The organism is Nonlabens sp. MB-3u-79 (assembly GCF_002831625.1).
Taxonomy (GTDB): Bacteria; Bacteroidota; Bacteroidia; order Flavobacteriales; family Flavobacteriaceae; genus Nonlabens.
Window position 1 is genome coordinate 1,200,530 of the sequence record NZ_CP025116.1, and the last position, 25,773, is coordinate 1,226,302.

The window sequence follows — 25,773 nt, forward strand, 5'->3', positions numbered from 1 at the left end:
GAAATATTCCTAAATGACCTATATTTGTCTTATGGCACAAGAGATTCCAACAGAAGCAAAAAGATTCAAACAGGTACGAGAGGACTTGGGGAAAACGCAAAGTGAGTTTGCAGACTTGCTCGATGCAGGTAGCACAACTGCCGATATAGAGCGCGGTAAAAAGAAAATTACTGGTAAGATTGTCACAGAATTATTACGACAGTTTAATGTGAACCCATTGTGGTTGTATGGGAATAGTTATAATAAATACTTAGAGACGAGTACAAGTACAGCGCCTAAGATCATAACCATGGATACTAATGATCGTGAAAATATGATCATGGTTCCTATTAAAGCAAGTGCTGGTTACGCAAGTAATGTACAAGATACAGACTGGTATAACGAGTTGCCTGCATTTAATATACCCCTGCCTCAATATAGAGAAGGAAGCTATCGCGCTTTTCAGGTACAAGGGGATAGTATGTTGCCTGTATTGCAGCCGCAAGAATGGGTGATGGGAAAAGCAGTAGAAAGTGTGCGTACAGCAAATGACAATCGCATTCATGTGGTCGTAACTGCAGATAGTGTTTTAGTAAAGAAACTACGCAAGTCAGAATCTCCAGAGGCGGTAAATTTGATTTCCCTTAATCGAGAATACCCAGTGATTGAGCAAGCAGTGGTGGAGATTAAAGAGCTTTGGGAAGTGAATTCAAAATTGAGTTTTGACCTAGACGTGCATGAAGGAGAAGAAGCGATGATTTCTTTAAAACAAGGACTCGATAGTTTGCGGGAAGAAATACAGAGTATTAAAAAAGGGAATACATTTAAAAAGCTACTCTAAAGCAAGTATTCTAGTATAGAATTGAGGTGCTAACTATCACCTCCTATCTTTTCAAATGTTTAGCTGTTCTTTCAAGAATGCCTTCTATTTCTTTAGCAGTTCCAGCAGTAGTTTTATTGTTTGGGTTTCCCTTTCTATATCGGAAGTTACTGCTGTTATAACTACCGTAGCAATACGGAATAGGATCATTTTTATAAAAATACTATTTTATAGTAATAAGTAAATAGGTGTAGGTTAGGGGCTTAAATCATATATGTTTTTACAATGTTTAAGAAAATATAGCAAAGTATATTCATATTTGAGCTCTTTTCAAAGGGAGCATAAACTTCTTATATTTAGCTTTCGCGAAAGCGAAACAAAACAAATACAACTTCTATTTAATGAGCTTTTATAAATTATATGATTTCCTACGGGACTTACAAAAGAACAATTCCAAAGACTGGATGGACGAGAACCGAAAACGCTACCATGAAGTACGTGACTGGTACATTTCATGGCTCAACGAACTCGATATAGAGTTGGGAAAAGTAGATCCTAATTATGTTTCTATAGACGGTCGTAAAGCTATTAATCGCATCAATAATAATTTGATGTTTCATCCTAATAAACCTGTCTATAAAGATCATTTTGGTGCAGGTATGGACCTTAATGAAAACGGGAAACAAGGCGATTTTTATATTCATTTAGGAACAGAAGAATCCTTTATCGCTGGCGGATTTTACAAGCCTAAAAAGGAATTGCTCGACTCTATAAGAGATGCCATAGATTATAATGGACAGGAGTATAAAGAGATCCTTAACAAGAAATCTTTTAAAGAAACTTTTGACGTGATTGATGATGGTGATTCTCTGAAAACTTCCCCTAAAGGTTATTCTCAAGACCATGAGCATATAGAGTTGCTGCGATTAAAAACATTTGCCATACAACATGACCTCTCTCAAAAACAAGTGATGCAAGAAGATTTTATGCAGTATTGTGTTGCAGTATATAAAGAAATGATTCCTTTTAGAGCTTATTTGAATAAAGCGGTAACGGTTTGATTTATTGATCCCTATAAAAGACTTTAAACTCGGCACCCATACCATAATCGTCGTTACCAGATCGTACTAATTTGCTATTAGGATTATAAGTCAGGTCAAATAGTTGCCAGGTTTTATTATTAAAAAAGATGCGTCTTACCCAAGTGTTTTTACCCTCTATTTCTTTGGTAAAAGGGAGAAGCGGTCGGAAAGTAGTGGAGACCTTTACGGTGCCAGTTCTGGTTTTGATTTCCCTGTATTTTTTAGCTTTGATGAGTTTCCCATCTGGTTTTGTATATCCCAATACTTGGATAGAAGCAAAGATTCCATTTTGTGGAATATTGATCTTCATTTCTTCTATATCTAATTCAAATGTTTCTTCAGTGGTTTGATCAATAATAAAAGTTTTTGAGGGATATAAAGATCTATCAGATGGATTTCCACCTTCTTGAACATCATAAAAAGAAACTCTAAACATGGTAGAAAACTGGCGCAACTTCCCTTTGTTACTGGATTGACTCTCTTCTAAAACTACGGGTAATTTAAGTTGTGTGATTTGGGTGGGTTCGCCATCGTAACGATCAAACTTCACTGCAATTTCACTTTCTACTGTAGGCAACCAGCAGTCAAAGTAATTATCGTGACCTAATTCTTTCTTTTTACGGTCTTTGTGTTTTCCTGTAAGAGCGGCACTTATGATGACGGTTTCCAGTTCATCTGCTTGCTGATAAAGAAACACTTCTGATTGCAGGTTTTCTACAGCGACACCTAAATCAGCATAACCTATACTGGAAAAGAATAAAGAGTCTACGTCATTATAGAGTTTTTTGGAGAACCTGAAACTTCCTTCATCGTCTGCAAAAGTTCCTTTACCGTTTCCAAAACTGATGGTAGCAAAAGCAATAGCTTCTTTAGTAGCCGCATCTTTTATGATAATGTCTTGACTTAAGCCTAAGTTGAAACTTGCTAGTACAAGACTAATCCAGAATAAGTTTTTCATCTATAGTTTTTAAATAGTTGACAATTTCTCGCGTTGCGCCCGTATTGCTGTTGATCCAGTGACCACAAATCATTCCAGTTTTATCTCTTAAATAATCGTCTTCTAGAAGTTGGTTGGTCATGCTTTCAAATTCAAGAGCATCTTTTACAGAAAACAAACCTCCTAAATCTTCTAGTTTGCCAGCTTCAGGGAATTTTTCATAGTTCTTACCTATGATCACCGGAACGCCATAAGTTGCTGCTTCTAGAATATTGTGTAAGCCTTTTGTTCCCATAGCTCCACCTACGTAGGCAAGATCTGCATAGCTATAGACTTTCGTTAGCAAGCCTATGCTGTCTATAATCAGTGTCGATGCAGACTCGAGATCATGGATCACACAGCCTTGAAGGCTGCTCCACTTTATAGGATGGTAATTCAGACTATCGCACAACTGATTAATAGAACTAGGCGCTACTTCATGTGGAGCAATAATGATTTTGTAGTTCTTGTTTTGGTCATTGTTGTTCAACCAGTTTTTCATGATCGCTATATCTTCTGGCCAGGAACTTCCTATAACAAGACACTTTTTATTTCCTATAAAGCTTTTTAGCTCGGTAATGGAACTATCTCTTTCTATCAATTGGCTAGCGCGATCAAACCTGGTATCGCCACTAACGCTAGCATTAGTAAAGCCTAGTTTTTTTAGATTTTGAAGTGAAGATTCATTTTGTAAAAAGAAATGATCAAAACTTTCTAAGGAATGGATCATCCATTTTCCATACCAACTATTAAAAGACATCTTATCTCTAAAAACGCCACTTACAAGAATGGTTTTACAATTGGTTTCTTGGAGTGCATTTAAATAATTAGGCCAAAATTCATACTTCACCATAATGGCCAGCGATGGTTCTACGGTGGCGATAAATTTATTTACGTTACTCACGGCGTCTAGGGGTAAATAGCAAACCACATCAGCTAGGGGGGTGTTTTTTTTGTTCTCGTAGCCACTAGGAGAGAAAAAAGTGAGGATGACTTGATAATTCTCCCGGTTGATGCGTTCTAGTACGGGAACAACTTGTTCAAACTCGCCTAAACTTGCTGCGTGTACCCATATTTTGGGTAGCGACGACTTTACTTTTTTATCTAAAATGTCCCAAGTGCGTTCGCGACCTTGCGCACCGAGCTTTAGTTTTTTATTAAAAGCTCCAGCTAGTGGTAGGCACGCTTTCGCGAAAGCGGAAAAAATATCATACAAGGTCTTCAAAAATCAGTCTTTTTTCAAATGTAATATAAAAAATAAGGTTTGGGCATTCCTATCATTATTGCTTATTTTTACATGGATATGCATCATCAAATGCCTATTAATAATACAATTTACAAATGCGTAAAATACAGATGGTTGACCTCCAGGGTCAGTACGAGGGAATAAAGGATAGAATAAATACTGGGCTACAAGAGGTTATAGAGTCAGCGGCTTTTATCAATGGTCCAGAGGTTCATGCTTTTCAAAAAGAACTGGAAGAATATTTAGGAGTGAAACACGTGATTCCGTGTGCAAATGGTACCGATGCATTACAAATCGCAATGATGGGACTAGGTTTACAGCCTGGTGATGAAGTCATCACAGCCGATTTTACTTTTGCAGCGACGGTTGAGGTTATAGCGCTTTTGAATTTGACGCCAGTCTTAGTGGATGTAAATCCGTATAATTTTAATATCGATATAGAGGCTGTCAGAAAGGCAATAACGCCTCAAACAAAAGCTATTGTTCCTGTTCATTTATTTGGACAAACGGCCAATATGGATGAGATCATGGCGATTGCAAAAGAGCACGATCTTTATGTCATTGAAGATAACGCGCAAGGAATAGGTTCTAATTATATGCACAGTAATGGATCTAAATCTAAAACAGGAACTATAGGACATGTAGGGACTACCTCATTTTTCCCTTCAAAAAATTTAGGTGCTTACGGAGACGGCGGGGCTATTTTTACTAATGATGACGAACTGGCTCATATCATAAGAGGAGTTGTAAATCACGGTATGTACGAGCGTTACCATCATGATGTAGTAGGAGTGAATTCTCGATTAGATGCGATGCAAGCCGTAGTTTTAAGAGCAAAACTACCTTTCTTAACCGATTATAACAATGCCCGTAGAGACGCTGCTAGAAAGTATACAGCAGCTTTTGCTGGTGAAGAAAAAATCATCACGCCTATAGTTTGCGATAGTTGCGACTGTCACGTGTTTCATCAATACACCTTAGTTATTAAAAATGCAGACCGAGACGGACTGGTAAAACATTTACAGGCAAATAACATTCCTTGCGGGGTGTATTACCCGATACCACTACACAAACAAAAGGCTTATGTAGACGATCGTTACAAAGAAGAAAACTTCACGGTGACCAATCAACTAGTGAAGGAATGTATTTCTTTGCCTATGCATACCGAGCTGGATGATGAGCAGATCAAGTTTATTACCGATCATATTAAGGAGTTTATAAACAGATAATTTTAGAACGATAATTCTAAAAAAAACCCGCTAGGAAAGTAAATTTTAAACTTTTTTAGCGGGTTTTCTGCTTTCTTGCATGCTGATAGGGCTGGTTTCAAAAGCAGCATTATAAATAGCGACCGACTATTTTATGACTGCCTGAGCGACTAAACTCCTGAAATGCTTTCTTGTTTATCTGTAAAGTAGCTATTCATAAAATTTGTCATTCATTTCCAAACACAGCAAAAAAGGAGATTTTAAAATAAGCCATATGTGACAAATCTGTCTTAACTTGTGGTTTCAATTTATTCCTATGAAACTGCGACTTACTTTATTGATGCTCTTAGTGATCACCATCACCATAGCTCAAAACACAACAACTATTATTCACGCTGGACACCTTTTAGATACGGAGAAAGGAACCTGGCTCACAGAGATGACAGTGACCATAGCTGATGGAGAAATACAATCTTTGGATAAAGGCTATTCAAGCGTTCCAACAACTGCCGATTATTATGATTTGAAAGATAAGTGGGTGATGCCAGGTCTTACAGATATGCATGTCCACATGGAAACAGAGTATAATCCTCATGCGTACATTTCAAAATTTGTGGATGATCCTGCAGACGTTGCTTATAATTCTGTAAAATATGCAGAGATTACTTTAATGTCTGGTTTTACAACGGTAAGAGACCTAGGTGGTAGTGGTATTAATATTTCGCTACGGGACGCTGTAAATAAGGGTAAAGTGCCAGGTCCAAGAATCTTTACGGCAGGAAAATCCATCGCCACAACTGGTGGTCATGCCGATCCTACTAACGGAGGTAACCAAGCCTTTATGGGTGATCCAGGTCCTAGAGAAGGCGTTGCTAATGGTCCAGATGAAGCAAGAGCAGCAGTAAGACACCGTTATAAAAATGGTGCCGATTGTATTAAAATAACTGCTACAGGGGGTGTTTTAAGTGTGGCAAAAAATGGTAGCAATCCGCAATTTACATTGGAGGAGATCAAAGCCATCACAGAAACTGCAGCAGATTATGGCTATCATGTGGCTGCGCATGCTCATGGTGATGAAGGTATGTATCGCGCGGTAGAAGGTGGCGTGAAAACTATAGAACATGGAACTTATATGAGTGAAAGAACTATGGAGCTTATGATCAAAAAGGATTGTTACTTAGTCCCTACGATTACCGCAGGAAAAGAAGTAGCCGAAAAAGCTGAAGTAGAAGGTTTCTACCCAGCGATAGTAGTTCCTAAAGCGAGAACTGTTGGCCCACAAATTCAAGGGACTTTTGCTAGAGCTTATAAAAAAGGAGTGCCTATTGTTTTTGGAACAGACGCAGGTGTTTTTGCACATGGTCAGAATGCCAAAGAATTTGGCTATATGAATGAGGCAGGAATGCCAGTTATGGAAACCATACAAAGCGCAACTATAACACCTGCAAAAATCTTAAAGTTAGAAGATAAAATAGGTCAAGTCAAAAAAGGCTTTTATGCAGACATTATAGCCGTTTCTCAAAACCCAGAAAAGAATGTTGCGATTTTAGAAGAGATGAGTTTTGTGATGAAGGATGGTGTGGTTTATAAGAGATAGGAAATATCTTCAGAAACAAAAACTTCCACCCTTTAGGGCTGGGGGAAGAAGTTTTGGAATCTCATCAACGCAACCTTTTCCCCAGCCCTAAAGGGTGAGGGTTCTCAAAAGCTTCTAAATAGGTAAACTCCTTCCCTTGAGGGAAGTCGGGATGGGTGTTGGCCATGTGGGATGTATTTACAAAGTAAAGTTCAATGGCAAAACTGTGTGTTGAGAATAGGTGTAATAATACTCAGTTTATAGAATAATTAAAATGAAACCTTTTCCCCAGCCCTAAAGGGTGAGGTTTCTACCTTTTCAAGACTAAAAAGTACAAGTGCAAGAATTAGACTATCTAAAAATTGAAGGAATGTTTGCAGGAGCCACTGCTGAGGTTAAAAAATTTGCAATGCAACTACGAGCAAACACTACCGATTCTGAAGATAAGTTATGGGGCTATCTAAAGACAAATCCGCTAGATTTAAAGTTCAGGAGGCAACACCCCTTTAATCTTTACGTACTAGACTTTTACTGTCATAAATTGAGGCTGGTTATTGAGGTTGATGGCGGTTACCATTTTACTAGATTACAACAAGAAAAAGATAGAAATCGAACTTTAGAAATCTCAAAATATAAAGTTGATGTGATCCGATTCACAGATATGGAGGTAATCGACGATTATGAAAGCACCATTGAAAAAATAGATGCTATAATAAAAGAAAAACAAAAACTTCCACCCTTTAGGGCTGGGGGAAGAAGTTTTGGAATCTCATCAACGCAACCTTTTCCCCGGCCCTAAAGGGTGAGGATTCTGCAAAGTATTTAAATAAGCACTTTCCCTAGAGGGAAGTCGGGATGGGTGTTGGTCTTGTGGGAGGTAACAAAGACTAAAAACTTCCACCATTTAGGGCTGGGGGAAGAAGTTTTGGAGTTACAATGCACTGTGATTCTTAAAGCCTTTTTCTTCAAGGTACTTTACATATTCATACGTATTCACTTTAGCTTTAAGATCATGTAAAAGATTGTAAAGACCAAAAAACGTGCGGTTGATGTACAAGAAATGCTTGCTGCCTCGATTGCCATTCATTTTACGCAACTCTTTATCGTTGCTGTATTTCTCACTTAGAGAGGAGATTTCATCCCAGAAAAAGGGGTCTGCAAAGTCAAATGTCTTTTCTTTGAAAGGCCTTGTAAAAAGACTGAGCATCTCATGAAATAAGGTGCTGAAATACGCGACTTCTCTGTCACTATCATCTTTGCGCAAAATCTCCAATTGAAAGAGCTTTTCTTTAAAGATCTCAGGATTATTAATATTTTCAGGGACCGCTAGTTCAAAATACGGTTGGTAAAATTCATCTACTATATCCTTTATACAACCGAAATCGATAGCAATCAATTCACACTCTTTGGAGATCAAGAAATTCCCTGGGTGTGGATCAGCATGAACAGCTTTTATACCGTGCATTTGAAACATATAGAAATCCCAAAGTGTTTGTCCCAGTTTATTGCCAGTCTCTGGCGTAAAATCTGTTTTTGCAAACTCGCTTAAATGCTTTCCAGTCATCCAGTCCATCGTGATGATGCGTTTGTTAGAAAGCGCTGGATAATATTTTGGAAATTTTAAATTAGGGATATGTGCGCAAGCCTCTGTAATTGCGATACTCTGCTTTACTTCAAGCTCGTAATCGGTCTCTTCTGTTAATTTATCTTCTACTTCAGAAAAATATCTTTTAGAATCTTCTCCTTTGAGGTTGAACATTTTTATAGCAATAGGTTTTACCATCGCAAGATCACTTCCTATAGATTCTGCTACGCCAGGATATTGAATTTTTATCGCTAATTCTTTGCCGTCTTTAGTAGCTCTGTGAACTTGACCTATACTCGCCGCATTGACAGAATCTTTAGAGAAGGTATCGTAAATTTCTTCTGGATAAGCACCTTGGTATTTTTTAAAGGTTTTTCTAACTAAAGGAGCAGACAGCGGTGGCACACTAAATTGCGCTAGACTAAACTTCTCTACATAGGCACCAGGTAATAAACTCTTGTCCATAGACAGCATTTGCGCTACTTTAAGCGCGCTACCTTTCAAGTTTTTTAATCCATCATAAATATCGGTAGCATTGTCCTCATCTAGCGAGGAGCGATCCATTTCTCTGTTTACCGCTTTTTTAGAATAATATTTGATATAATTTGCACCTATTTTAGCTCCAGTCTTTACTAGCTCTGTTGTGCGCCCTATTTTACTGGTAGGTATTTTGTCTAATGTTTTCATAGCTTGATGATAATTCCGCTTTCGCGAAAGCGGAAATAAAAAAACTTATTACTTCAGCCTATTTCAGTTTAAATTTAAACTTAGATTTAAGTTTAATTACGCCATGCGTTCTTTCCAGAGAAATTTCCCAAAATCTAAAACGGCATCTAGAGGTGTGTTATCAAAAACATCAAAAATGGTGTTTACAGATTTCTCGATAGCCATGTCTGTTTTTTCGAAACCAGCACTGTCGTCGTCCATCCAAAACTTTATAAGGAATAACATTTGTATCCAAGCTCCTTCACTATAAATGGTTTCAGAACGCTCTAATAAAATATTAGATTTATCCTCATTGCGTTGCATGATCAAGTCTTTAGAAAAATTCTTTACCTGCTTGCGCAAACCTTTTAACTGCTCCATTTTGCTCATCATGTGCTGATTCTCCTTTAAGGTATAGAGCACATAACTTCTGTTAAGCGTGAGAAGTTCAAAGAATGTGTAGAAAAACGTGAGCATTTTTTCACGATTGGAAAAGTGATCATACTCTTCATTTTTGTGGGCCACATCCATGGTCATGGTAAAGAATGTGTTCCAAATGTCCTTGCGCAAACTGTCAAAACTACCAAAAAACTGATAAAAATCTTGCTCAGACATATTGTTGTCCTTAGCAAACTTATAAACAGACTTAGGAGTTTTTTCATGCAGTAAAACATAATCCATATAGGCAGTGATGATATCATGCTTAGTGATTTCTGTCTTTTTAATTGCCTTTTTTGCAGGTGTTTTTTTAGTAGTTGCCATAACCTTAGTATTTGAGGTAAAGATAGTATCTGTTTAACTTATTATACAATAAGTTTAAACAAAAGTATGTTAAGGTTTAGTCGTTATTTCTTTGCAAAACTTAATTGAAATACGGGGAATTTATTGAGATTCTTTGCTAATGATTTGATTGTTTCATTACTCAAGTAAATGAAATTAATGCTAGCGATAAAATTAAGGAAAGGTTATATTTGTATGCACCTGATAATTATAAGCTACTGATGTTCTTCACATCTATATTGAACAAAGCAAACTTTACTGACCAACTGAATATTTTTTTGGTAATAGTATCTGCCTTACTGGCATATATTTTTCCCCTGGAGCTTTTTATCTTAACCTATACTTTGCTAGGTCCATTACATTATGTAACGGAAATTAATTGGCTCCATGATAAGAGTTATTTTTTTACAAATAATAAGGTCATCTGGTTAACTATAGGGATTACAGCGTCTCTTATATTATTTGTTCCTAAATTGTTTCTCTATTATGAAAATAGCGACACTGCTCTTACCGCAACAATGATTTTCATTAATGCATGGTCCAATAGCGTCATTTTTATAACTCTCATGCTTGCTATAGCTTATCAATTTGTTTCTTCTAAAGTGGCATGGTTAATTATCACCTTATTGAGCGTTATAGGTGCTATTCTTTTAAAGAACGTAGAGCAATATAAATTATTGATAGGTGTATTTGTACCTACTGTAATCCATGTCTATTTATTTACTATGATTTTTATGCTCTATGGTGCAAAAAAATCTAAAAGTGTTTACAGTTATATCTCTGTAGCGCTAGTTTTATTAATTCCCATAATTATTATAAACTTAGGACTTACTAGAGGCTCATATCTCTTCAGTGATTTTTCAAAAGAACTATATTTAGAAAATGATTTTCATGTTTTGCCAGTCAGTTTTTCAAAGTTTTTAGGCATGACCGATGGAACAGAGTTTTACTTCTACGAGTCAATCTGGCTTAAATTCATGATATTTATTTCATTTATTTATTGCTATCACTATCTCAATTGGTTTTCTAAAACGACAGTTATCAAATGGCATAACATGCTCAATAAGAAAAAGATCATTACTATTGCTATCCTGTGGTTTACTGTCATCTTTCTTTACTGGTTTGACTTTGGCCTTGGGTTATTGATATCCTTATTTCTAGGTTTTATACATGTAATTCTAGAATTTCCTTTAAACATGTTAAGTATTAAAGAACTGTTCTTTTCAAAAAAATAATGCTTTAAAGAAAACAGATATTTATATAGTTGCGTTGATCGTTATCATAACATAATTTATCTACTAGTACTGTAAATGGTTAAATATTATGGTTGATCTTGGTCTACAGTCATTGCCCAGATTTTTCTACGCTCATTTATTTGTTCTAGTCTTTTTTTCCAGTAATCAGCTCTTTCAGGAAATAAAAGATTTAATTGTATAACCATCTCACTTAAATTTTTATAAGTTTTAACCGCCGTAATCATTTGCCTGCGTGGATAAGCTATATTATTTACAAACAATCTGTCCAGCGTTATAAAATTATTATTTATAACGGTTTCACAAACTAATTTTGCTTCAATATTATGGCCCATGCGATGGTACAATTTACCCATAGAATAACTAAAGTTACCATAAGGAACTTTTTCGTTAGGCAAAGCTTTTAAACTCAAGTCTAATAAGTTTATAGCTGCAATAGTATCTCTGTTTTCTAAAAGCGCTTGTGATTCAAAATAGGTAGTTCTACGCAATACGGTTTTAGAAATATCTTGCTCTTTACTTGTTGAAATTACAACGTCATCCATTGCTTTATAAATTTGAGGAAGAACAGGATTAGTAATTACAATTTTAGGATTACTGTTTTTATCAACAACAGGCCGTTGAAGTGGTTGTAGTATTTGTATCAATCCGTGTTGTATTAGGTATTCATCCATACCTAAATAATGATTTGTTTTGCCGTTAATTAAAAAACAAATAGGCCGCTCTACCATATTTGCTTGAATCACATCTAAAGCAATAAGCTCACCTCTACTCACGACATCTTTAGATAAATTAAAAACGATATCGCTGCGCAACAATTCTTTCTGATCTTCCAAGATTTGAAATTTATAAAGAAAATCTGCCGCAAATATTCCCATAGTCTTGCTTGGTAAATATTTTATTTTGCGAGATCCATTGTTGTAAAAGAGAGAATCATTTTTAAGATGATCGTCCAGCATTTTCAGATTTGTAACTCGTTTTTCTTCCAGGTTAATAGGGAATTGATACTGCGATCCTTTAAGTGTCATTTCATAAGGTATGTCTGTTCGCACGGCCTTACTCTTACCCATATCTATTTCTAGCTTCTCAATAAATGAAGGCAACTGTAATAAATCAATATTTAGAACTCTAACATCTGTGCGGTAATTATGTATTTCTTGTAAATACCATAAAGGGAAAGTAAAGTTATCGCCTTGTGTAAATAATATGGCGTTTTGGGGGCAGCTATCTAAATATGCTTTTGCTACCAGATCTATCAAACCACTATTTGATAGATCTCTTTGGCTGTAATTTTTTGCCAGCATTTGCAATGGTAGTGCTATTATTAGTAATGCCGCGATGATGGATTTTGTTGCTTTTGGGAAAGCGTAACCACTTAATTTATTAAATAATATACTCATGATTTTGAAAATTAAAGGAAGGCTTAGACCTATAAAAATTGAAAAAACTAAAAAAGACCCTATAAATATATAATCTCGTTCTCTTATTAAAACACTTAAAGGCGTTGGATTAATAATGATAATTATGCCAATGCCATAAAGTACAAATAAAGATAGTAGGAATAAACCTAGCTTAGTACGGTAAATCAGCATGCCCATAAGACCGATCAATCCTAATAAAAAAGGAAGTAAATAGTAGTATGCAGAAGAATGTGTAGAATTTACACCATCATCAATTTCAACACCTCTTGAGCCGTCTATAATTGAAATGCCAGACAGCCAGTTGCCATTTAAATTATCGCCGTTACCTAAATGAATGTTTTGACGTCCAGAAAAGTTCCACATGAGGTATCTAAAATACATCCAGTCCATTTGATAACCCATAAAAAACAAAAATTGATCCTTTAATACTGGAACCTTTATTTTTGTTTTAGTACCGCCTGTATAGAAAGACTCCATTCTTCCATCAATATCTATCCAAGTAGTATAAAGATTACTATTCACATCATCATTTGCATAAAGCCTAGGGAAATAGGTATCAAAGATGGGATGGTAGTTCAGTTCTAAATTTATTCCATCTTCAGTAATTTGATAACGTTTTTCTACTTTGTTATAAGCGATGACCTCATTTCCATCATTGAATGGATGTGTAGCATCAATAATTGCATTGTAAGATGGTGCCTTAAAAATTGGAATGTTATCTACCCCAAAACGGCTAGCTTCCATGTAATCTACTTGGTCATAAAAAGAAGTAGAAACACTATTGAAATTTGTAGTGTTGCTATTGATTAAAGGTAAAAGATTTGAATAACTACTCACTAGAAAAACAATACTTAAAAACATAGCTGATTTCACAGCAGTATTAATCCTTTTTTTCTTTTGAATATACTTGAGAAAAAGAAAGAATATTAAAGGTGCTAAAAACATAAAAGCCATCCCGCCTAGGTTTTTATTCCATCCTAGTTTATTTACAAATAGGTAGTCTACATTACCTGCAATAGTAAAAAGTTTGAAGTATAATATCTGATAACCTATTACAAAGCTAACTAATCCGAGGCCTAAGAATCCCAAGTGAAACAACCATTTGTCATATTTCTTAAAGCTATACAACATAAATAAAGGAATTACACAGGCTACATTTATAGGATGCAGGCTGGCAGATATGCCTAATAAAACAAAAATAATCCTCAGATAGTATCGTGATTTTTTATCAGCCACAGCATTCGACTTGTACCATTTTAAGCTAAACAATAAGGTGCAGGATAGAGCTAGCATGGACAGTGAGTATACCTCTACCTCTGTGCTGTTAGTCCAAAATGTAGATGAAAAAGCAAGACAAAGGCTACCCAATGAAGCGGAAAGCACCTTTGTAAGTTCATCAGAATTTAAAAAGGCCAGTTCTATAAGTTCATAAATGATTAAGAATACCACGCCTATGGCTAATGATCCAAACAAAATGGAATAAAAAACAAAGGCATCTGTTCCAAAAAATGGATGGAATATAAAATCAAGTAAATAAGTAAATAGGGTGTAAAAAGGACTGCCTGGTGCATGTGTGGTTCCTAAGCTATTGGTGCTCATAGCAAACTCCGGGCTATCCCAAACGCCCATTCCAGTTTGTCTTGTTAACCAGTATATCAACGTGCAAATTAGAGCTATAATGCTAGTGTACAGATATTTAATAAGTAAGTTTTTTTAAAATTCATAATGAAACATTGAAGTAAAACAAAAAAAAGCATAATATTGAAGATAAATTAACTTATTATGAAAAAAATAATATTTTTATTAATGTCATTAATCTCAATAATGTCATTTTCTCAAACTTTAAATGAAATACAAGGAACGGGATCTGGAGTAAATATTACGACTGGAGATTTCAATACTCATTATGGTGATAGTACGGGTTCTTTTATTACGTCTGGTTCACGTACAGTTTTAATAGGTTACAGTGCTGGTAGAAGTATGACTACTCAAAGCGAGCTTATAGCAATAGGTTATTTAGCAGGTTATTCTAACACCTCTGGATTTGACAACACTTTTATGGGATATGAAGCTGGTCGCTTAAACACTACTGGAGGTGATAACACTTTTATAGGTACAGAAAGTGGTGAGATGAATACAACTGGCTATGATAATACATTTGTAGGAGAAGAGTCTGGTGCAAATAATACAACAGGCTATGAAAACACTTTTATAGGGGAAGATGCTGGTTTTTCCAATACCACTGGATATAAGCAAACATTTATTGGTAATGAGGTTGGTATTTCTTCTAATAGAGGATATAGAAACACTGGGGTAGGAAGTGAGGCAATGAGTGATGTAGACGACGGACACCATAATTCAGCATTTGGAGATTCAGCTGGTATTGACATAGGTGATGGTATTTACAATACTATGGTAGGAGCCGCATCTGGTGTAGCAACAGAATATGCTGATTATAATACCTTTATAGGTGCGCAAGCAGGTTGGGATAACAACCGTACCAATAGTACTACAAATGCAAATCACAATACTTACTTAGGTTATTCTGCTGGTTATACAAACAGAGAAGGACAATATAATGTAGGGATAGGTTCACTTGCAGATTTTGACAATAACGTCAGATCTAATGCCATTTTTATAGGATATGATATCAATGCAAGTAATAACGACATTCTTGGAATTGGTAACAGAGCCTTTGCAGACGGACAATATTCTGTTTCTTTAGGACATGATCATGATGTTAGAGGGCAAAATTCTGTGATGTTGGGATATTTGGGTAACATGTCAGCATTAGCAGATTATTCTGTTGGTATTGGAGACAGAGTTGATATTGAAGAAAACGATGTTGTAGGTATTGGGCGTGGTGTTGATGTTGATAACCAACAAGCAATTGCCATTGGTTCTACTTCGGTAGCACAAAATGATGGTGCTATTGTGATTGGATATACCGCTTCTTCAACAGATCCAAGTTCTTTAGACCCTACAAATAACATCGCTATTGGTTATGCTGCTAACGTACAAGGAACAAACTCGGTAGCTATTGGTAATGCAGCAACTGCTGTAAACAACAATACAATGGTCCTTGGTGGCGCAACAAATCCTTTAAGTGTGGGTATAGGTACAGATGCGCCAGATGCGCTTGCTTCATTAGATCTAGGAGATACAGATAAAGGAATTCTTTTCAATAGATTAACTGATGCACAAATAACTACACTGGAGACTTCATTGACCACAGCTCATAAAGGTCTTTCCTTGTATGACGCAACTAATGATGTTTTTCAAGTATGGAACGGTACAGAATGGAAATCAGCTATTAATACAGATGATCAAGAACTTTCATTAAATGGAAGTAATCTAGGCATCACAAACAGCATGAATACAGTAGATCTGTCTTCCATAAATACAGATGATCAACAACTAACCCTAAGCGGCTCTGATTTGAATATTACAAATGGAACTGCTGCAGTAGATCTTTCACCTCTTACTTCAGATCTAGAAACAAGAGTCACAGCTTTAGAAAATAGAACGACAGCCTCTACAACAGATACGACACCATTGATGTTCAACTACCAGTCGGTAATTAGAGATACAGATGGTAACCCTATAAAAAATGACGATGTTGATTTGCGCATTGCGGTTAGAGAAGATGGAGTATCTGGGACAGTTGTATATAACGAGCAACATGGATTAACCAGTTCTGAATATGGTGTATTGAGCCTGCAAGCAGGTGGAGGTACACTTATAGCTGGCGATATGGCAACTATTAACTGGGGAGAACACGAGTATTATCTAGAAGTGTCTATCGATAGAGCACAAACAGGAACCTATACCATTTTAAGTACAACACAACTCCTTAGTGTTCCTTATGCTTTGCACGCAAGAACAGCAGACTTTATTACGGGAACATCAGGAACTTCTGGAGCAAGAAGTACGGTATCAAAATCTCAATTAGAAATACAGGATCTTAAAAATCAAGTAAAGCAACTACAGGCTCAAATGCAGCAATTGATGGACATGAAAAAATAATAATTAAAATACATACTTATGAGAATTCTAATTATTATTTGTTGCCTCGCTTTCGCGAAAGCGGGCTTATCACAAACTACTTTATCACATCAAGTCGTAGGTTCACTAGGCGGTACCACAACCTCTGGAAATCTCGTGATGGAACAAAGCTTAGGAGACTTAGTTATTGTTTCTAGCAATGCTGGCGATGACATCGCTTCTGGTTTTCAACAAGGAAGAAAATATATTGATTATATATATGAATCCAGCAGTTGGAGGCCTAAAGTGCCTGAAGCTAATGCTACCTTTATTGACAATTTTTTTATAAGGTCAACGGGACCTGTGTTAGGGAGCGATATAAATATTAAAAACATAACCATAGAGGGAGCTTATTCTTTAGGCTTAGGAGGGTTTCATTTATTTTTTAAAGGTGATATAGCTAGTCAAAATGGAATTATTGAAAATGGTACGCTTCATTTTGTAGGAGATGATACTGAGTTGAACCGTCTTTATAGCAATGGAATTACTGTTGATAGTTTTGTTCAAGAGGGTCCCGACGAGTTTGTCCTAGAAGAAGAAATGAAATTGAAGAACCTCTTTACCATGAAAAACGGAAACTTAAATGCCGGCGATGGTAATTTATTGTTTTTGAGTACGAGCAGTAATACAGCAGAGATAACACCTTATGAAGGAGGTGTAATGACAGGAAGTGCTAGAGTGCAACGTTTTATTCCTGCAAAACGAGCCTTTAGGTTTCTTGCGAGTAGTGTAAATACAAGTGGTACTATATTGGGAAACTGGCAAGAAAATGGAGCTAGTGCTGGTGGTTTTGGAACTCATATTACAGGTTCTGCTTCTGGTGCCAATGGTTTTGATATCAATGCGACAGGTAATGCAAGCATGTTTGATTTTGATAATACCGCTCAATCATGGGCAGCTATTCCAAACACTGATGTTGATGGCCTTAACGTCGGTAAAGCTTATAGGGTAATGGTACGAGGTGATCGTAACACAGACCTTACGAATAACGCGGCTACTGCCTCTCCAACCGTATTACAAGCTAAAGGGACTATGGACTTAGGCTTCCATGAAGATAATACCCTATCACTAGTAGCGGGTCAATTCAACTTTATTGCAAATCCATATCAGGCAACTGTTCATATGAATACGGTTTTACAAGGCTCAAATAATATAAATGAAAACCTATATTACATTTGGGATCAGACTATTAACGCCCGTGGAGCTTATGTTACTGTTTTATTGCCTTCAGGGAATAATATCGCAGGCTCTGTTGCAAATGAGTATTTACAACCATCACAGGCTGCTTTTGTAACGACCCTTAATAATACCACTGCCGCATCACCAACAGCAATAACCTTCAATCAAGATGATATTGTTAACGGGAATCAAACTTTAATTTTCTCTACTCCTAATGTTGATTTTAGTATCGTAGGCAAGCTTCAAAACAATATAACTGGCCAGCCTATGCAACTTATGGATGCCTGGGGAATTTTTATGGATGGACAATACGCTAATAATATAGATTCGTTAGATGCTTTATCAATAGGTAACCTTGATGAAACCATTAGTATAGTGAGCAACAATACCCTACTGAATATAGAATTTAGGGATGTGCCAGGGGATATGGATATCATTCCATTGAATCATACGAGTTATAGACATACTTCTTATAACTATTTACTGCAAATAGAGGCTATTCCTGCAGGAATAGAAGTGTACCTAAAAGATAATTTCTTAAATGTAAGTCAAAGATTAAATGAAGGAAATAACAATTATCCATTTGTACTTGATGCCAGTCTTATAGATTCATCTGGACCAGATCGCTTTCATTTATATTTTACAGCAACCACTCTAAATGAAGACACCGCTGAGGCACTTTCTAGTTTTGAATTTTATCCCAATCCTGTGAATGATGTACTTAACATAAGCTGGAACAACTCCAATGCCAACAAGGATGAAGTTCTTTCCTATAGGTTGATCAATACACTGGGACAGATCATTAGGACTGGAGCGCTGGATTTTACAGGTAGTAATACTGCTACAATAACCGATCTAGGAAATCTAGCTAGTGGAAGTTATTACATAGAGTTGAGTTATAATGGAACGGCCAATACAATTCAAATTATAAAAGAGTAATTCGCTTTAAATTAAGTTAGTATTGATTGCATAAAAAAATCCCTTTCTAAAATTTTAGAAAGGGATTTTCAAGATTATAAGGAATCGTGAACTACGGTGTGTTTGTTGCCACTGGTTCTTTACTGATCCAAGTGTTAACGGCTACAATAGCATTTTCACTATAATCTACTTCAGTGAGTTGGTCGTTAGTCCAGAAAAACCATTTACCTGCTTTTCTATTGTTTTTATACTCTGCTTTAGCAGTTTTTTTACCATCAGCATTATAGCTGATCCACTCACCGTGTCTTTTGTTATTTAAAAATGTACCTGTTTGTGCTACAGTACCATTTTCATGGAAATACGTTGCTTTAATCACTCCATCTTCCATCTTTTCAAAAGTAGGCTTTGCCTCTTGTGCCATTGCAAAGGTTCCTATTGCTAATGCGCATATTAAAAGAAATTTTTTCATCATTCTGTGATTTTGTATAGGCCAAATTTAACTTTAAAAACACATTCACACAACATTTTGGTAACATTAATTTTACATTAAAACTTTAATAAACTGTAAATCAATAAAGTAAGCTAAATAAAAATAGAGCATTTTGTCTGATTAGGGTCTAATTATAGCCAAATCTTTACCTATTCCTTATGTGTTTATGAGTGAAATCGGTTTATTTTTGCACTTTATTAGAAGTTTTAATTATGTATAGATCACACGATTGTGGTAGCCTACGTGCTAACGATATAAATAAAGAAGTAACACTTGCCGGTTGGGTTCAAAAAAGCCGCGATAAAGGTTTTATCGTTTGGGTAGACCTGAGAGACCGTTACGGAATTACTCAGCTATTATTTGACGAAGAACGCACAGAAAAGACACTTATTGAAAAAGCTCAAAAGCTAGGTCGCGAATTTGTGATTCAAGTGAAAGGGACCGTCATTGAGCGCGAGTCTAAAAACAAAAATATGCCTACGGGTGAGATCGAGATTCTTGTAAAAGAGCTTGAAATCCTCAGTGTTTCTAAAACGCCTCCTTTTACCATTGAAGATAAAACAGATGGTGGAGAAGAGCTGCGTATGAAATACCGTTACCTAGACATACGTCGCAATCCAGTACGTGAGAACTTGATCTTCCGTTCTAAAGTGGCTATGGAAGTGCGTAACTTCCTCGCAGGAAGAGATTTTATTGAGGTAGAAACTCCTGTCTTGATCAAATCTACTCCCGAAGGTGCTCGTGATTTTGTGGTGCCGTCTCGCATGAATGAAGGCCAGTTTTATGCCTTACCACAGTCTCCACAGACTTTTAAGCAATTGCTCATGGTAGGTGGTATGGATAAATACTTTCAGATTGTGAAGTGTTTCCGTGATGAAGACTTGCGTGCAGACCGTCAGCCGGAGTTTACACAAATAGACTGCGAGATGTCCTTTGTTGAGCAAGAAGATGTGTTGAATGTTTTTGAAGAGATGACACGTCACTTATTAAAGAAAGTGAAGAACATAGATCTTGCTGAGTTTCCGAGAATGACCTACAACGAGGCGATGGAAAAATACGGTAATGACAAACCAGACATTCGTTTTGGGATGGAATTTGCTGATATTTCCGCTTTCGCGAAAGCGGGAGAATTCAAAATCTTTAACGAGGCAGAGCTAGTCGTTGCCATAGCAGTACCTGGCGGAGAGAGCATGACGCGTAAAGAAATAGATAAATTAATAGACTGGGTACGCCGTCCACAAGTAGGGGCGACTGGAATGGTATACGCAAAATGTAACCTAGACGGAACTTATAAATCCAGTGTAGATAAATTTTACTCTCAAGAAGACCTGGCCAAATGGGCCGAAGCTACTGGCGCAGAACCAGGAGACTTGATCTGTGTGATGTCTGGACCAGCCCATAAAACGCGTGCACAATTAAGTGCGTTGCGTATGGAAATGGCAGAGCGATTGGGATTGCGTAATGCCAATGAGTTTGCGCCATTATGGGTAGTAGATTTTCCTCTTTTAGAGTGGGATGAAGACTCAGCGCGTTACCACGCGATGCACCATCCATTTACTTCTCCTAAACCAGAAGATATTGAAAAGTTAAAAACTGATCCGGGAAATGTACGTGCTAACGCTTATGACCTGGTGATGAACGGAAACGAAATAGGCGGTGGATCGGTAAGAATATTTGATAAAGAACTTCAAGCATTAATGTTTGATCATCTAGGATTTACTCCAGAAGAAGCAAGAGCACAATTCGGTTTTCTGATGGATGCTTTTGAATATGGAGCTCCTCCACATGCAGGATTAGCATTCGGTTTTGATCGACTGGTAGCTATTTTAGGCGGTCAAGAAACCATTAGAGATTTTATTGCTTTTCCTAAAAACAACAGCGGTCGCGATGTCATGATTGATGCGCCAAGTGCCATTGATCAAGAGCAGTTAAAGGAATTGAATCTGAAGGTTACGGTTTAGCCGGTTAGTTTTTGAGTGGTATTTTTTAGAATATCCAATATCGAGGATGCCTGGTTGAGCGATAGTCGAAACCTTTTTTCTAGTATGATGTTTTTACATTCATCACTGTAGAAGCATTTCCCCTTTTTAAATGGAAAACAGAGCTTGTGCCGATGAATATCGGTATTGGCGACGATCTTGGCTTAGTCAAGAGAGCAACCAAAAGGGCTTTACGGTTGAAAATTGAAATGAAAAATGCCTGGTCAGCACTAAATAAATTTCCGCACAGGCTTCGTAGAAATATTTTTCAATAGTAAAATACGATTATATAACATATGAATTTATTAAAATTTCTTGGAATCCTACTTTTGTGTACCTTGATAGCCATAGGATTTGGGTTTTATACTATCGATCAAGGTGATACTGCTTATGGTCATAAAATCATTGGTCTTTCTACCTTATTTATATTTTTTGTAGTGATGCCTTTATTTATATGGACACGCTATAAAAACAAAGATTTGAGTAAATTTAATTTCAACCAGAATAAGAAGGATGATGAAGATGAGGACTGGGATCCAGATGATAAAAGTAAGTGGAATTAAAGAACGTAATTTATACGTATATTTATCGTAAATAAATCGGTCATGGTTAAGGATAAAAAAAGAAAAGAAATCTCTTTAGATAGCGACACCATCGCGATTTTATCTATTCAAGCTGAAAAGGAAGGTAGAAACCTCAAGAACTACATGGAGCATGTTTTGCGAGATAGAGCCAGCAGTTTTGAACTTACAGATGGGTATAAAGCTATGATTGATAATAAACTCATTAAGCATAAAGAAGGTAAGCCTAATTACCTTTCAGAAGAAGAATTTAGACAACACACTTCTAGATAATGACTTATCAAATTAAATTTGATGAAGAGGCTTTAGATGATTTTAAAAAAGCACTAAGTCATTATAATTTGAATTCCATTTCGTTGTCTGATCAGTTTCATAAAGAATTTTGGAACAACATTGATTACTTAAAATTGAGCCCTCTTCATTTCCAATTGAAGTATAAAGAAGTGAGAATTTCACACTTAAAAAAGTTTCCTTACGCTATTCATTATATAATGGATGCTAATGTTTTGTTTGTATTTAGAATTTTACACCATAAACAGTTTTATATGTGATCTGTTTTGTAAGAATTCGATCTTATTTCACATTTTAAACCATTTTTAAGTAATAACCTCTCCTTATTACCGACTTTTGTATTAGTAACAAACAACTATGAAAAAAGGCGTATTAATGGTCAATCTGGGATCTCCAGATAGTCCTAATCCAAAAGATGTAAAAAAGTATTTAGACGAGTTTTTAATGGATGAGCGTGTGATCGATCTTCCTTATATATTAAGAGCCATTCTTGTAAAAGGTATTGTATTAAATACAAGACCTAAAAAAAGTGCTGAAGCTTATAGTAAAATCTGGTGGGATGAAGGCAGTCCGTTAATTGTACTATCAGAAAGACTACAAGAGAAAATAGATGCTTTTACAAGCGTACCTATAGCACTCGCTATGCGTTATGGAGCCATGTCGATTGAGGAAGGAATGCAAGAACTACACGATAAAGGGGTGGACGAGATTTTATTGATCCCATTGTATCCACAATATGCCATGGCAACTACAGAAACCATACAAGTGCTTGCCGAAGAATTGCGACAAGAAAAGTTTCCACATATTTCTTTTACGCACATGCCTCCGTTTTACAATCATCCAGATTACATACGGGTCCTCTCAGAATCGATTAAGGAATCTTTAGAAGGTAAAGACTACGAGCATTTGCTTTTCTCATATCACGGTATTCCTAAAAGGCATATCAGAAAAAGCGATATTACTAAGTCACATTGCAAAATGGACGGCAAATGTTGCTCTACACCATCACCTGCACATGAATTTTGTTACAGCCATCAATGTAAGGAAGTGACCCGATTAGTGGGAGAATACTTGGGAATGGAAGAAGGGACCTTCTCTACGAGTTTTCAGTCCCGTTTAGGTTTTGATCCGTGGTTAACACCTTATACCGATCGTACTATTGAAAAAATGGGCTTAGGCGGCACTAAGAAAATGGCTGTTGCTACACCAGCTTTTGTAAGTGACTGTTTAGAGACATTAGAAGAAATCGCTATGGAAGGGGAAGAGATTTTTCACGAAGTAGGTGGGAAAGACTTTCATGTGATTCCCTGTTTGAACGACCGTGAGGATTGGGTAAAAGTTCTTTCTCGATGGATCGATGAATGGGCGATGAGTGAGGTCACCGCCTAAAGGTTAAACACCCAGATGTCTATAAAACCAGCTAGTAAATCCCAACTTTTAGGGACAGAAACGATTACAAGGTTACTTATAAAGCAGGCAGTTCCTGCTTCTATAGGTATTCTGGTTATGTCGCTCAATATTCTGGTGGACAGTATTTTTGTGGGCAACTGGATCAATTCAGATGCGCTGGCAGCCATAGGTGTTGTTTTACCTATTTCCTTTTTTGTTGCTGCTTTAGGAATGGCGATAGGAATAGGCGGCTCCAGTATTATTTCTCGAGCACTAGGAGCAGATGATACAGAAAAAGCCAAGCGGACTTTTGGAAACATGCTTTCTCTTACGGTAGTCATCACCGTATTGATGACTGTTTTTGGTCTTGTTTTTGTCGACTCTTTGGTACCCGCATTTGGCGGTAGAGGTTCCCTCTTTGAACCGGCCAAAATTTATTATCAGATCGTCTTTTACGGTATTCCTGTTCTTGGTTTGTGTATGATGGGAAATAATGTGATCAGAGCTGAAGGCGCTCCTAAACACGCTATGATAGCCATGTTAATCCCATCTGTTGGGAATTTGCTGTTGGATTATATTTTGATCAACCACTTGGATATGGGTATGGCTGGTGCCGCATGGGCAACGACTATTAGTTATGTTCTATGTTTTAGCTACGTACTTTGGTTTTTTGTGTCTGGAAAAAGCGAGTTGCTCTGTACTCTCCAACACTTATTGCCAGACTGGGAGATTCTTAAAGAAATAGGAGGTCTCGGTTTTGTAACCCTATCAAGACAGGCTACTTCTAGTTTGATCTACTTAATAATGAACAACATCTTATTTGAATTAAGCGGGGCAGACGGCGTTGCCGTATTCCGTATTATAGGAAGTATGATGATGTTTGCTTTATTTCCAGTAATGGGAGTTACTCAAGGCTTCTTACCTATAGCGGGATATAATTATGGGGCAGAACTCTGGGGCCGTGTGCGAGAGGTCATTTATACATCTATCAAAATTTCTTGCGGATTAGGAGTATTGATTTTCTTAGGCCTTTTCTTTTTTACTCGTGAGATTGTAAGTGTCTTTACCGATAATCCAGATGTTATCGAGCAAGCTTCCTTTGCTATGAAATTAGTGTTTCTTTCGGTACCTATTATTTCTATTCAATTGATTGGTTCTGCTTATTACCAAGCCATAGGTAAAGCGATTCCTGCTTTATTGCTCACACTGCTCCGGATGGCTATTATTTTGATACCCCTATTACTGATTCTTCCTAATTTTTATGGAGAATTTGGAGTCTGGATCAGCTTCCCTATTGCAGACGTGCTTTCTACGCTTATTACGGCTTATTTTTTATGGAAAGCAATGGGTAAATTAAAACCTGTTTCTACTGCAGATTAGTTTTTTAATCTCGCTTTCGCGAAAGCGGAATTATTAAATATATCCCAACCTTTTCAATGCTATGCATGCATATAATACCTTCGCCTCAAATGAGTCAAGAGATGTACAAAAAAGAATTTGATGTAAGATGGAGCGATCTAGACGCTAATAGGCATATGGCAAATAGTGCGTATCAAAACTTTATGAGTCACACGCGTATGGCTTTCTTAATAGATAATGATTTTGGACAACGAGAAATGGTTCAATATGAAACTGGTCCAGTTATTTTTAATGAAAACATCTTCTATTTTAAAGAAATTCATCAAGGGAAACCAATTACGGTAACTTGTGAGGTGACTGGAATGAGTGAAAATGGGAGTATGTTTAGTTTTAGACATAATTTTTATGATTACAAAGGCCGTAACGTCGCTCGAGGTCTAATGACAGGCGCATGGATGAATTTAAAAGAACGTAAAATCACCGCACTGCATTCTGAGCTTTATGAAAAGATCAAAAACTTTCCAAAATCTGAAGATTTTAAGGTTTTAGAAAAAGCAGATATGCGAGCACATGGAGAATTTCCTTTAGATAATCTGTAGTTAACAGATAAGTATTGTTATAAGGAATGCGGTACTAAGATCTTAATTTATACAGGTAACGTTCCATACAGTAGCGTCTTTGCAAGAGCCTGGGGAATGGTCTTGAACGATCAGAGTTTCATAAAACAAATGACTCAGGTGTTTATGCAGTTTTGTTTCACGCTCTTGCCGATTGTCACTATCTTCTTTTAAAAAATCAATGTTTTGTAGGGTTTTTGCAACTGGTGTTCTTAGATGATGAGAAATCAATTCAGCTATCTCTTGTTTTTTTATCGACCTCATTGAGACAGGTGATGGTATGTTGAATGTTTCT

The 25,773-nt window shown here is 36.6% G+C and carries 22 protein-coding genes; 15 read left to right on the plus strand and 7 right to left on the minus strand.

The window, feature by feature from the left end; translation table 11 throughout:
- The first annotated feature begins 31 nt into the window (after positions 1-31).
- Positions 32-820, plus strand: a complete 789-nt coding sequence (locus CW736_RS05370) for a helix-turn-helix transcriptional regulator (protein ID WP_101012927.1) — start codon at positions 32-34, stop codon at positions 818-820.
- Between the two features lie 380 nt (positions 821-1,200).
- Positions 1,201-1,860, plus strand: a complete 660-nt coding sequence (locus CW736_RS05375) for a DUF2461 domain-containing protein (RefSeq protein WP_101012928.1) — start codon at positions 1,201-1,203, stop codon at positions 1,858-1,860.
- Position 1,861: 1 nt separating this feature from the next.
- Here the strand turns inward: CW736_RS05375 and CW736_RS05380 are convergent, their stop codons facing one another.
- Complete coding sequence (locus tag CW736_RS05380; RefSeq protein ID WP_101012929.1) at positions 1,862-2,839, minus strand: 3-ketoacyl-ACP reductase; 978 nt, start codon at positions 2,837-2,839, stop codon at positions 1,862-1,864.
- The gene (locus CW736_RS05385) at positions 2,817-4,082 is read right to left on the minus strand and encodes a 3-deoxy-D-manno-octulosonic acid transferase (RefSeq protein WP_101012930.1); all 1,266 of its coding nucleotides are present in this window, start codon (positions 4,080-4,082) and stop codon (positions 2,817-2,819) included. The genes CW736_RS05380 and CW736_RS05385 overlap by 23 nt, the downstream gene beginning before the upstream one ends.
- Positions 4,083-4,198: 116 nt before the next feature.
- Between CW736_RS05385 and CW736_RS05390 the strand changes: the two genes are divergently transcribed.
- From CW736_RS05390 to CW736_RS05400, 3 genes are all read left to right on the plus strand, one after another.
- Positions 4,199-5,332 (plus strand): DegT/DnrJ/EryC1/StrS family aminotransferase, encoded by a 1,134-nt coding sequence (locus tag CW736_RS05390; protein WP_101012931.1) that lies wholly within the window; start codon positions 4,199-4,201, stop codon positions 5,330-5,332.
- Between the two features lie 295 nt (positions 5,333-5,627).
- Entirely contained in the window at positions 5,628-6,908 is a 1,281-nt protein-coding gene (locus CW736_RS05395; RefSeq protein ID WP_101012932.1) for a metal-dependent hydrolase family protein, read from the plus strand.
- Between the two features lie 316 nt (positions 6,909-7,224).
- Positions 7,225-7,686, plus strand: coding sequence for an endonuclease domain-containing protein (locus CW736_RS05400; protein WP_232735427.1), 462 nt, complete (start codon positions 7,225-7,227; stop codon positions 7,684-7,686).
- A 132-nt stretch (positions 7,687-7,818) separates the two neighbouring features.
- On the opposite strand, the gene CW736_RS05405 is transcribed toward CW736_RS05400, so the two are convergent.
- A complete protein-coding gene (locus tag CW736_RS05405) occupies positions 7,819-9,159 on the minus strand; it encodes an ABC1 kinase family protein (RefSeq protein WP_101012933.1) in 1,341 nt (446 codons plus the stop codon).
- Between the two features lie 96 nt (positions 9,160-9,255).
- On the minus strand, positions 9,256-9,939 hold the full coding sequence (locus CW736_RS05410) for a TetR family transcriptional regulator C-terminal domain-containing protein (RefSeq protein ID WP_101012934.1): 684 nt from the start codon (positions 9,937-9,939) through the stop codon (positions 9,256-9,258).
- 536 nt (positions 9,940-10,475) lie between these two features.
- Between CW736_RS05410 and CW736_RS05415 the strand changes: the two genes are divergently transcribed.
- Positions 10,476-11,192 carry a hypothetical protein gene (locus CW736_RS05415; protein ID WP_157810886.1) on the plus strand — a complete coding sequence of 239 codons (717 nt, stop codon included), beginning with the start codon at positions 10,476-10,478 and terminating at the stop codon, positions 11,190-11,192.
- 86 nt (positions 11,193-11,278) lie between these two features.
- Here the strand turns inward: CW736_RS05415 and CW736_RS05420 are convergent, their stop codons facing one another.
- A complete protein-coding gene (locus tag CW736_RS05420) occupies positions 11,279-14,290 on the minus strand; it encodes a DUF2723 domain-containing protein (protein WP_157810887.1) in 3,012 nt (1,003 codons plus the stop codon).
- A 123-nt stretch (positions 14,291-14,413) separates the two neighbouring features.
- Between CW736_RS05420 and CW736_RS05425 the strand changes: the two genes are divergently transcribed.
- Together CW736_RS05425 and CW736_RS05430 are read left to right on the plus strand one after the other, a co-directional pair.
- Entirely contained in the window at positions 14,414-16,657 is a 2,244-nt protein-coding gene (locus tag CW736_RS05425; protein WP_101012937.1) for a hemagluttinin family protein, read from the plus strand.
- Between the two features lie 18 nt (positions 16,658-16,675).
- The gene (locus CW736_RS05430) at positions 16,676-18,793 is read left to right on the plus strand and encodes a T9SS type A sorting domain-containing protein (RefSeq protein WP_101012938.1); all 2,118 of its coding nucleotides are present in this window, start codon (positions 16,676-16,678) and stop codon (positions 18,791-18,793) included.
- A gap of 91 nt (positions 18,794-18,884) precedes the next feature.
- Here the strand turns inward: CW736_RS05430 and CW736_RS05435 are convergent, their stop codons facing one another.
- The gene (locus CW736_RS05435; RefSeq protein ID WP_317044418.1) at positions 18,885-19,241 is read right to left on the minus strand and encodes a nicotinic acid mononucleotide adenyltransferase; all 357 of its coding nucleotides are present in this window, start codon (positions 19,239-19,241) and stop codon (positions 18,885-18,887) included.
- 233 nt (positions 19,242-19,474) lie between these two features.
- Between CW736_RS05435 and aspS the strand changes: the two genes are divergently transcribed.
- The 7 genes from aspS to CW736_RS05470 all read left to right on the plus strand — a co-directional run bounded on the left by aspS (position 19,475) and on the right by CW736_RS05470 (position 25,460).
- Positions 19,475-21,223 carry an aspartate--tRNA ligase gene (gene aspS, locus CW736_RS05440; RefSeq protein WP_101012940.1) on the plus strand — a complete coding sequence of 583 codons (1,749 nt, stop codon included), beginning with the start codon at positions 19,475-19,477 and terminating at the stop codon, positions 21,221-21,223.
- Between the two features lie 314 nt (positions 21,224-21,537).
- Positions 21,538-21,804 carry a hypothetical protein gene (locus CW736_RS05445; protein WP_101012942.1) on the plus strand — a complete coding sequence of 89 codons (267 nt, stop codon included), beginning with the start codon at positions 21,538-21,540 and terminating at the stop codon, positions 21,802-21,804.
- 42 nt (positions 21,805-21,846) lie between these two features.
- Complete coding sequence (locus CW736_RS05450; RefSeq protein WP_101012944.1) at positions 21,847-22,095, plus strand: hypothetical protein; 249 nt, start codon at positions 21,847-21,849, stop codon at positions 22,093-22,095.
- A complete protein-coding gene (locus CW736_RS14355; RefSeq protein WP_101012946.1) occupies positions 22,095-22,373 on the plus strand; it encodes a type II toxin-antitoxin system RelE/ParE family toxin in 279 nt (92 codons plus the stop codon). Before CW736_RS05450 ends, CW736_RS14355 begins: the two co-directional genes overlap by 1 nt.
- 97 nt (positions 22,374-22,470) lie before the next feature.
- Complete coding sequence (gene hemH / locus CW736_RS05460) at positions 22,471-23,502, plus strand: ferrochelatase (protein ID WP_101012949.1); 1,032 nt, start codon at positions 22,471-22,473, stop codon at positions 23,500-23,502.
- Between the two features lie 15 nt (positions 23,503-23,517).
- Positions 23,518-24,882, plus strand: coding sequence for an MATE family efflux transporter (locus tag CW736_RS05465; protein WP_101012951.1), 1,365 nt, complete (start codon positions 23,518-23,520; stop codon positions 24,880-24,882).
- A 101-nt stretch (positions 24,883-24,983) separates the two neighbouring features.
- Positions 24,984-25,460 (plus strand): acyl-CoA thioesterase, encoded by a 477-nt coding sequence (locus tag CW736_RS05470; protein WP_198519372.1) that lies wholly within the window; start codon positions 24,984-24,986, stop codon positions 25,458-25,460.
- Positions 25,461-25,502: 42 nt separating this feature from the next.
- On the opposite strand, the gene CW736_RS05475 is transcribed toward CW736_RS05470, so the two are convergent.
- Entirely contained in the window at positions 25,503-25,742 is a 240-nt protein-coding gene (locus tag CW736_RS05475) for a hypothetical protein (protein ID WP_101012955.1), read from the minus strand.
- Positions 25,743-25,773: the final 31 nt, after the last annotated feature.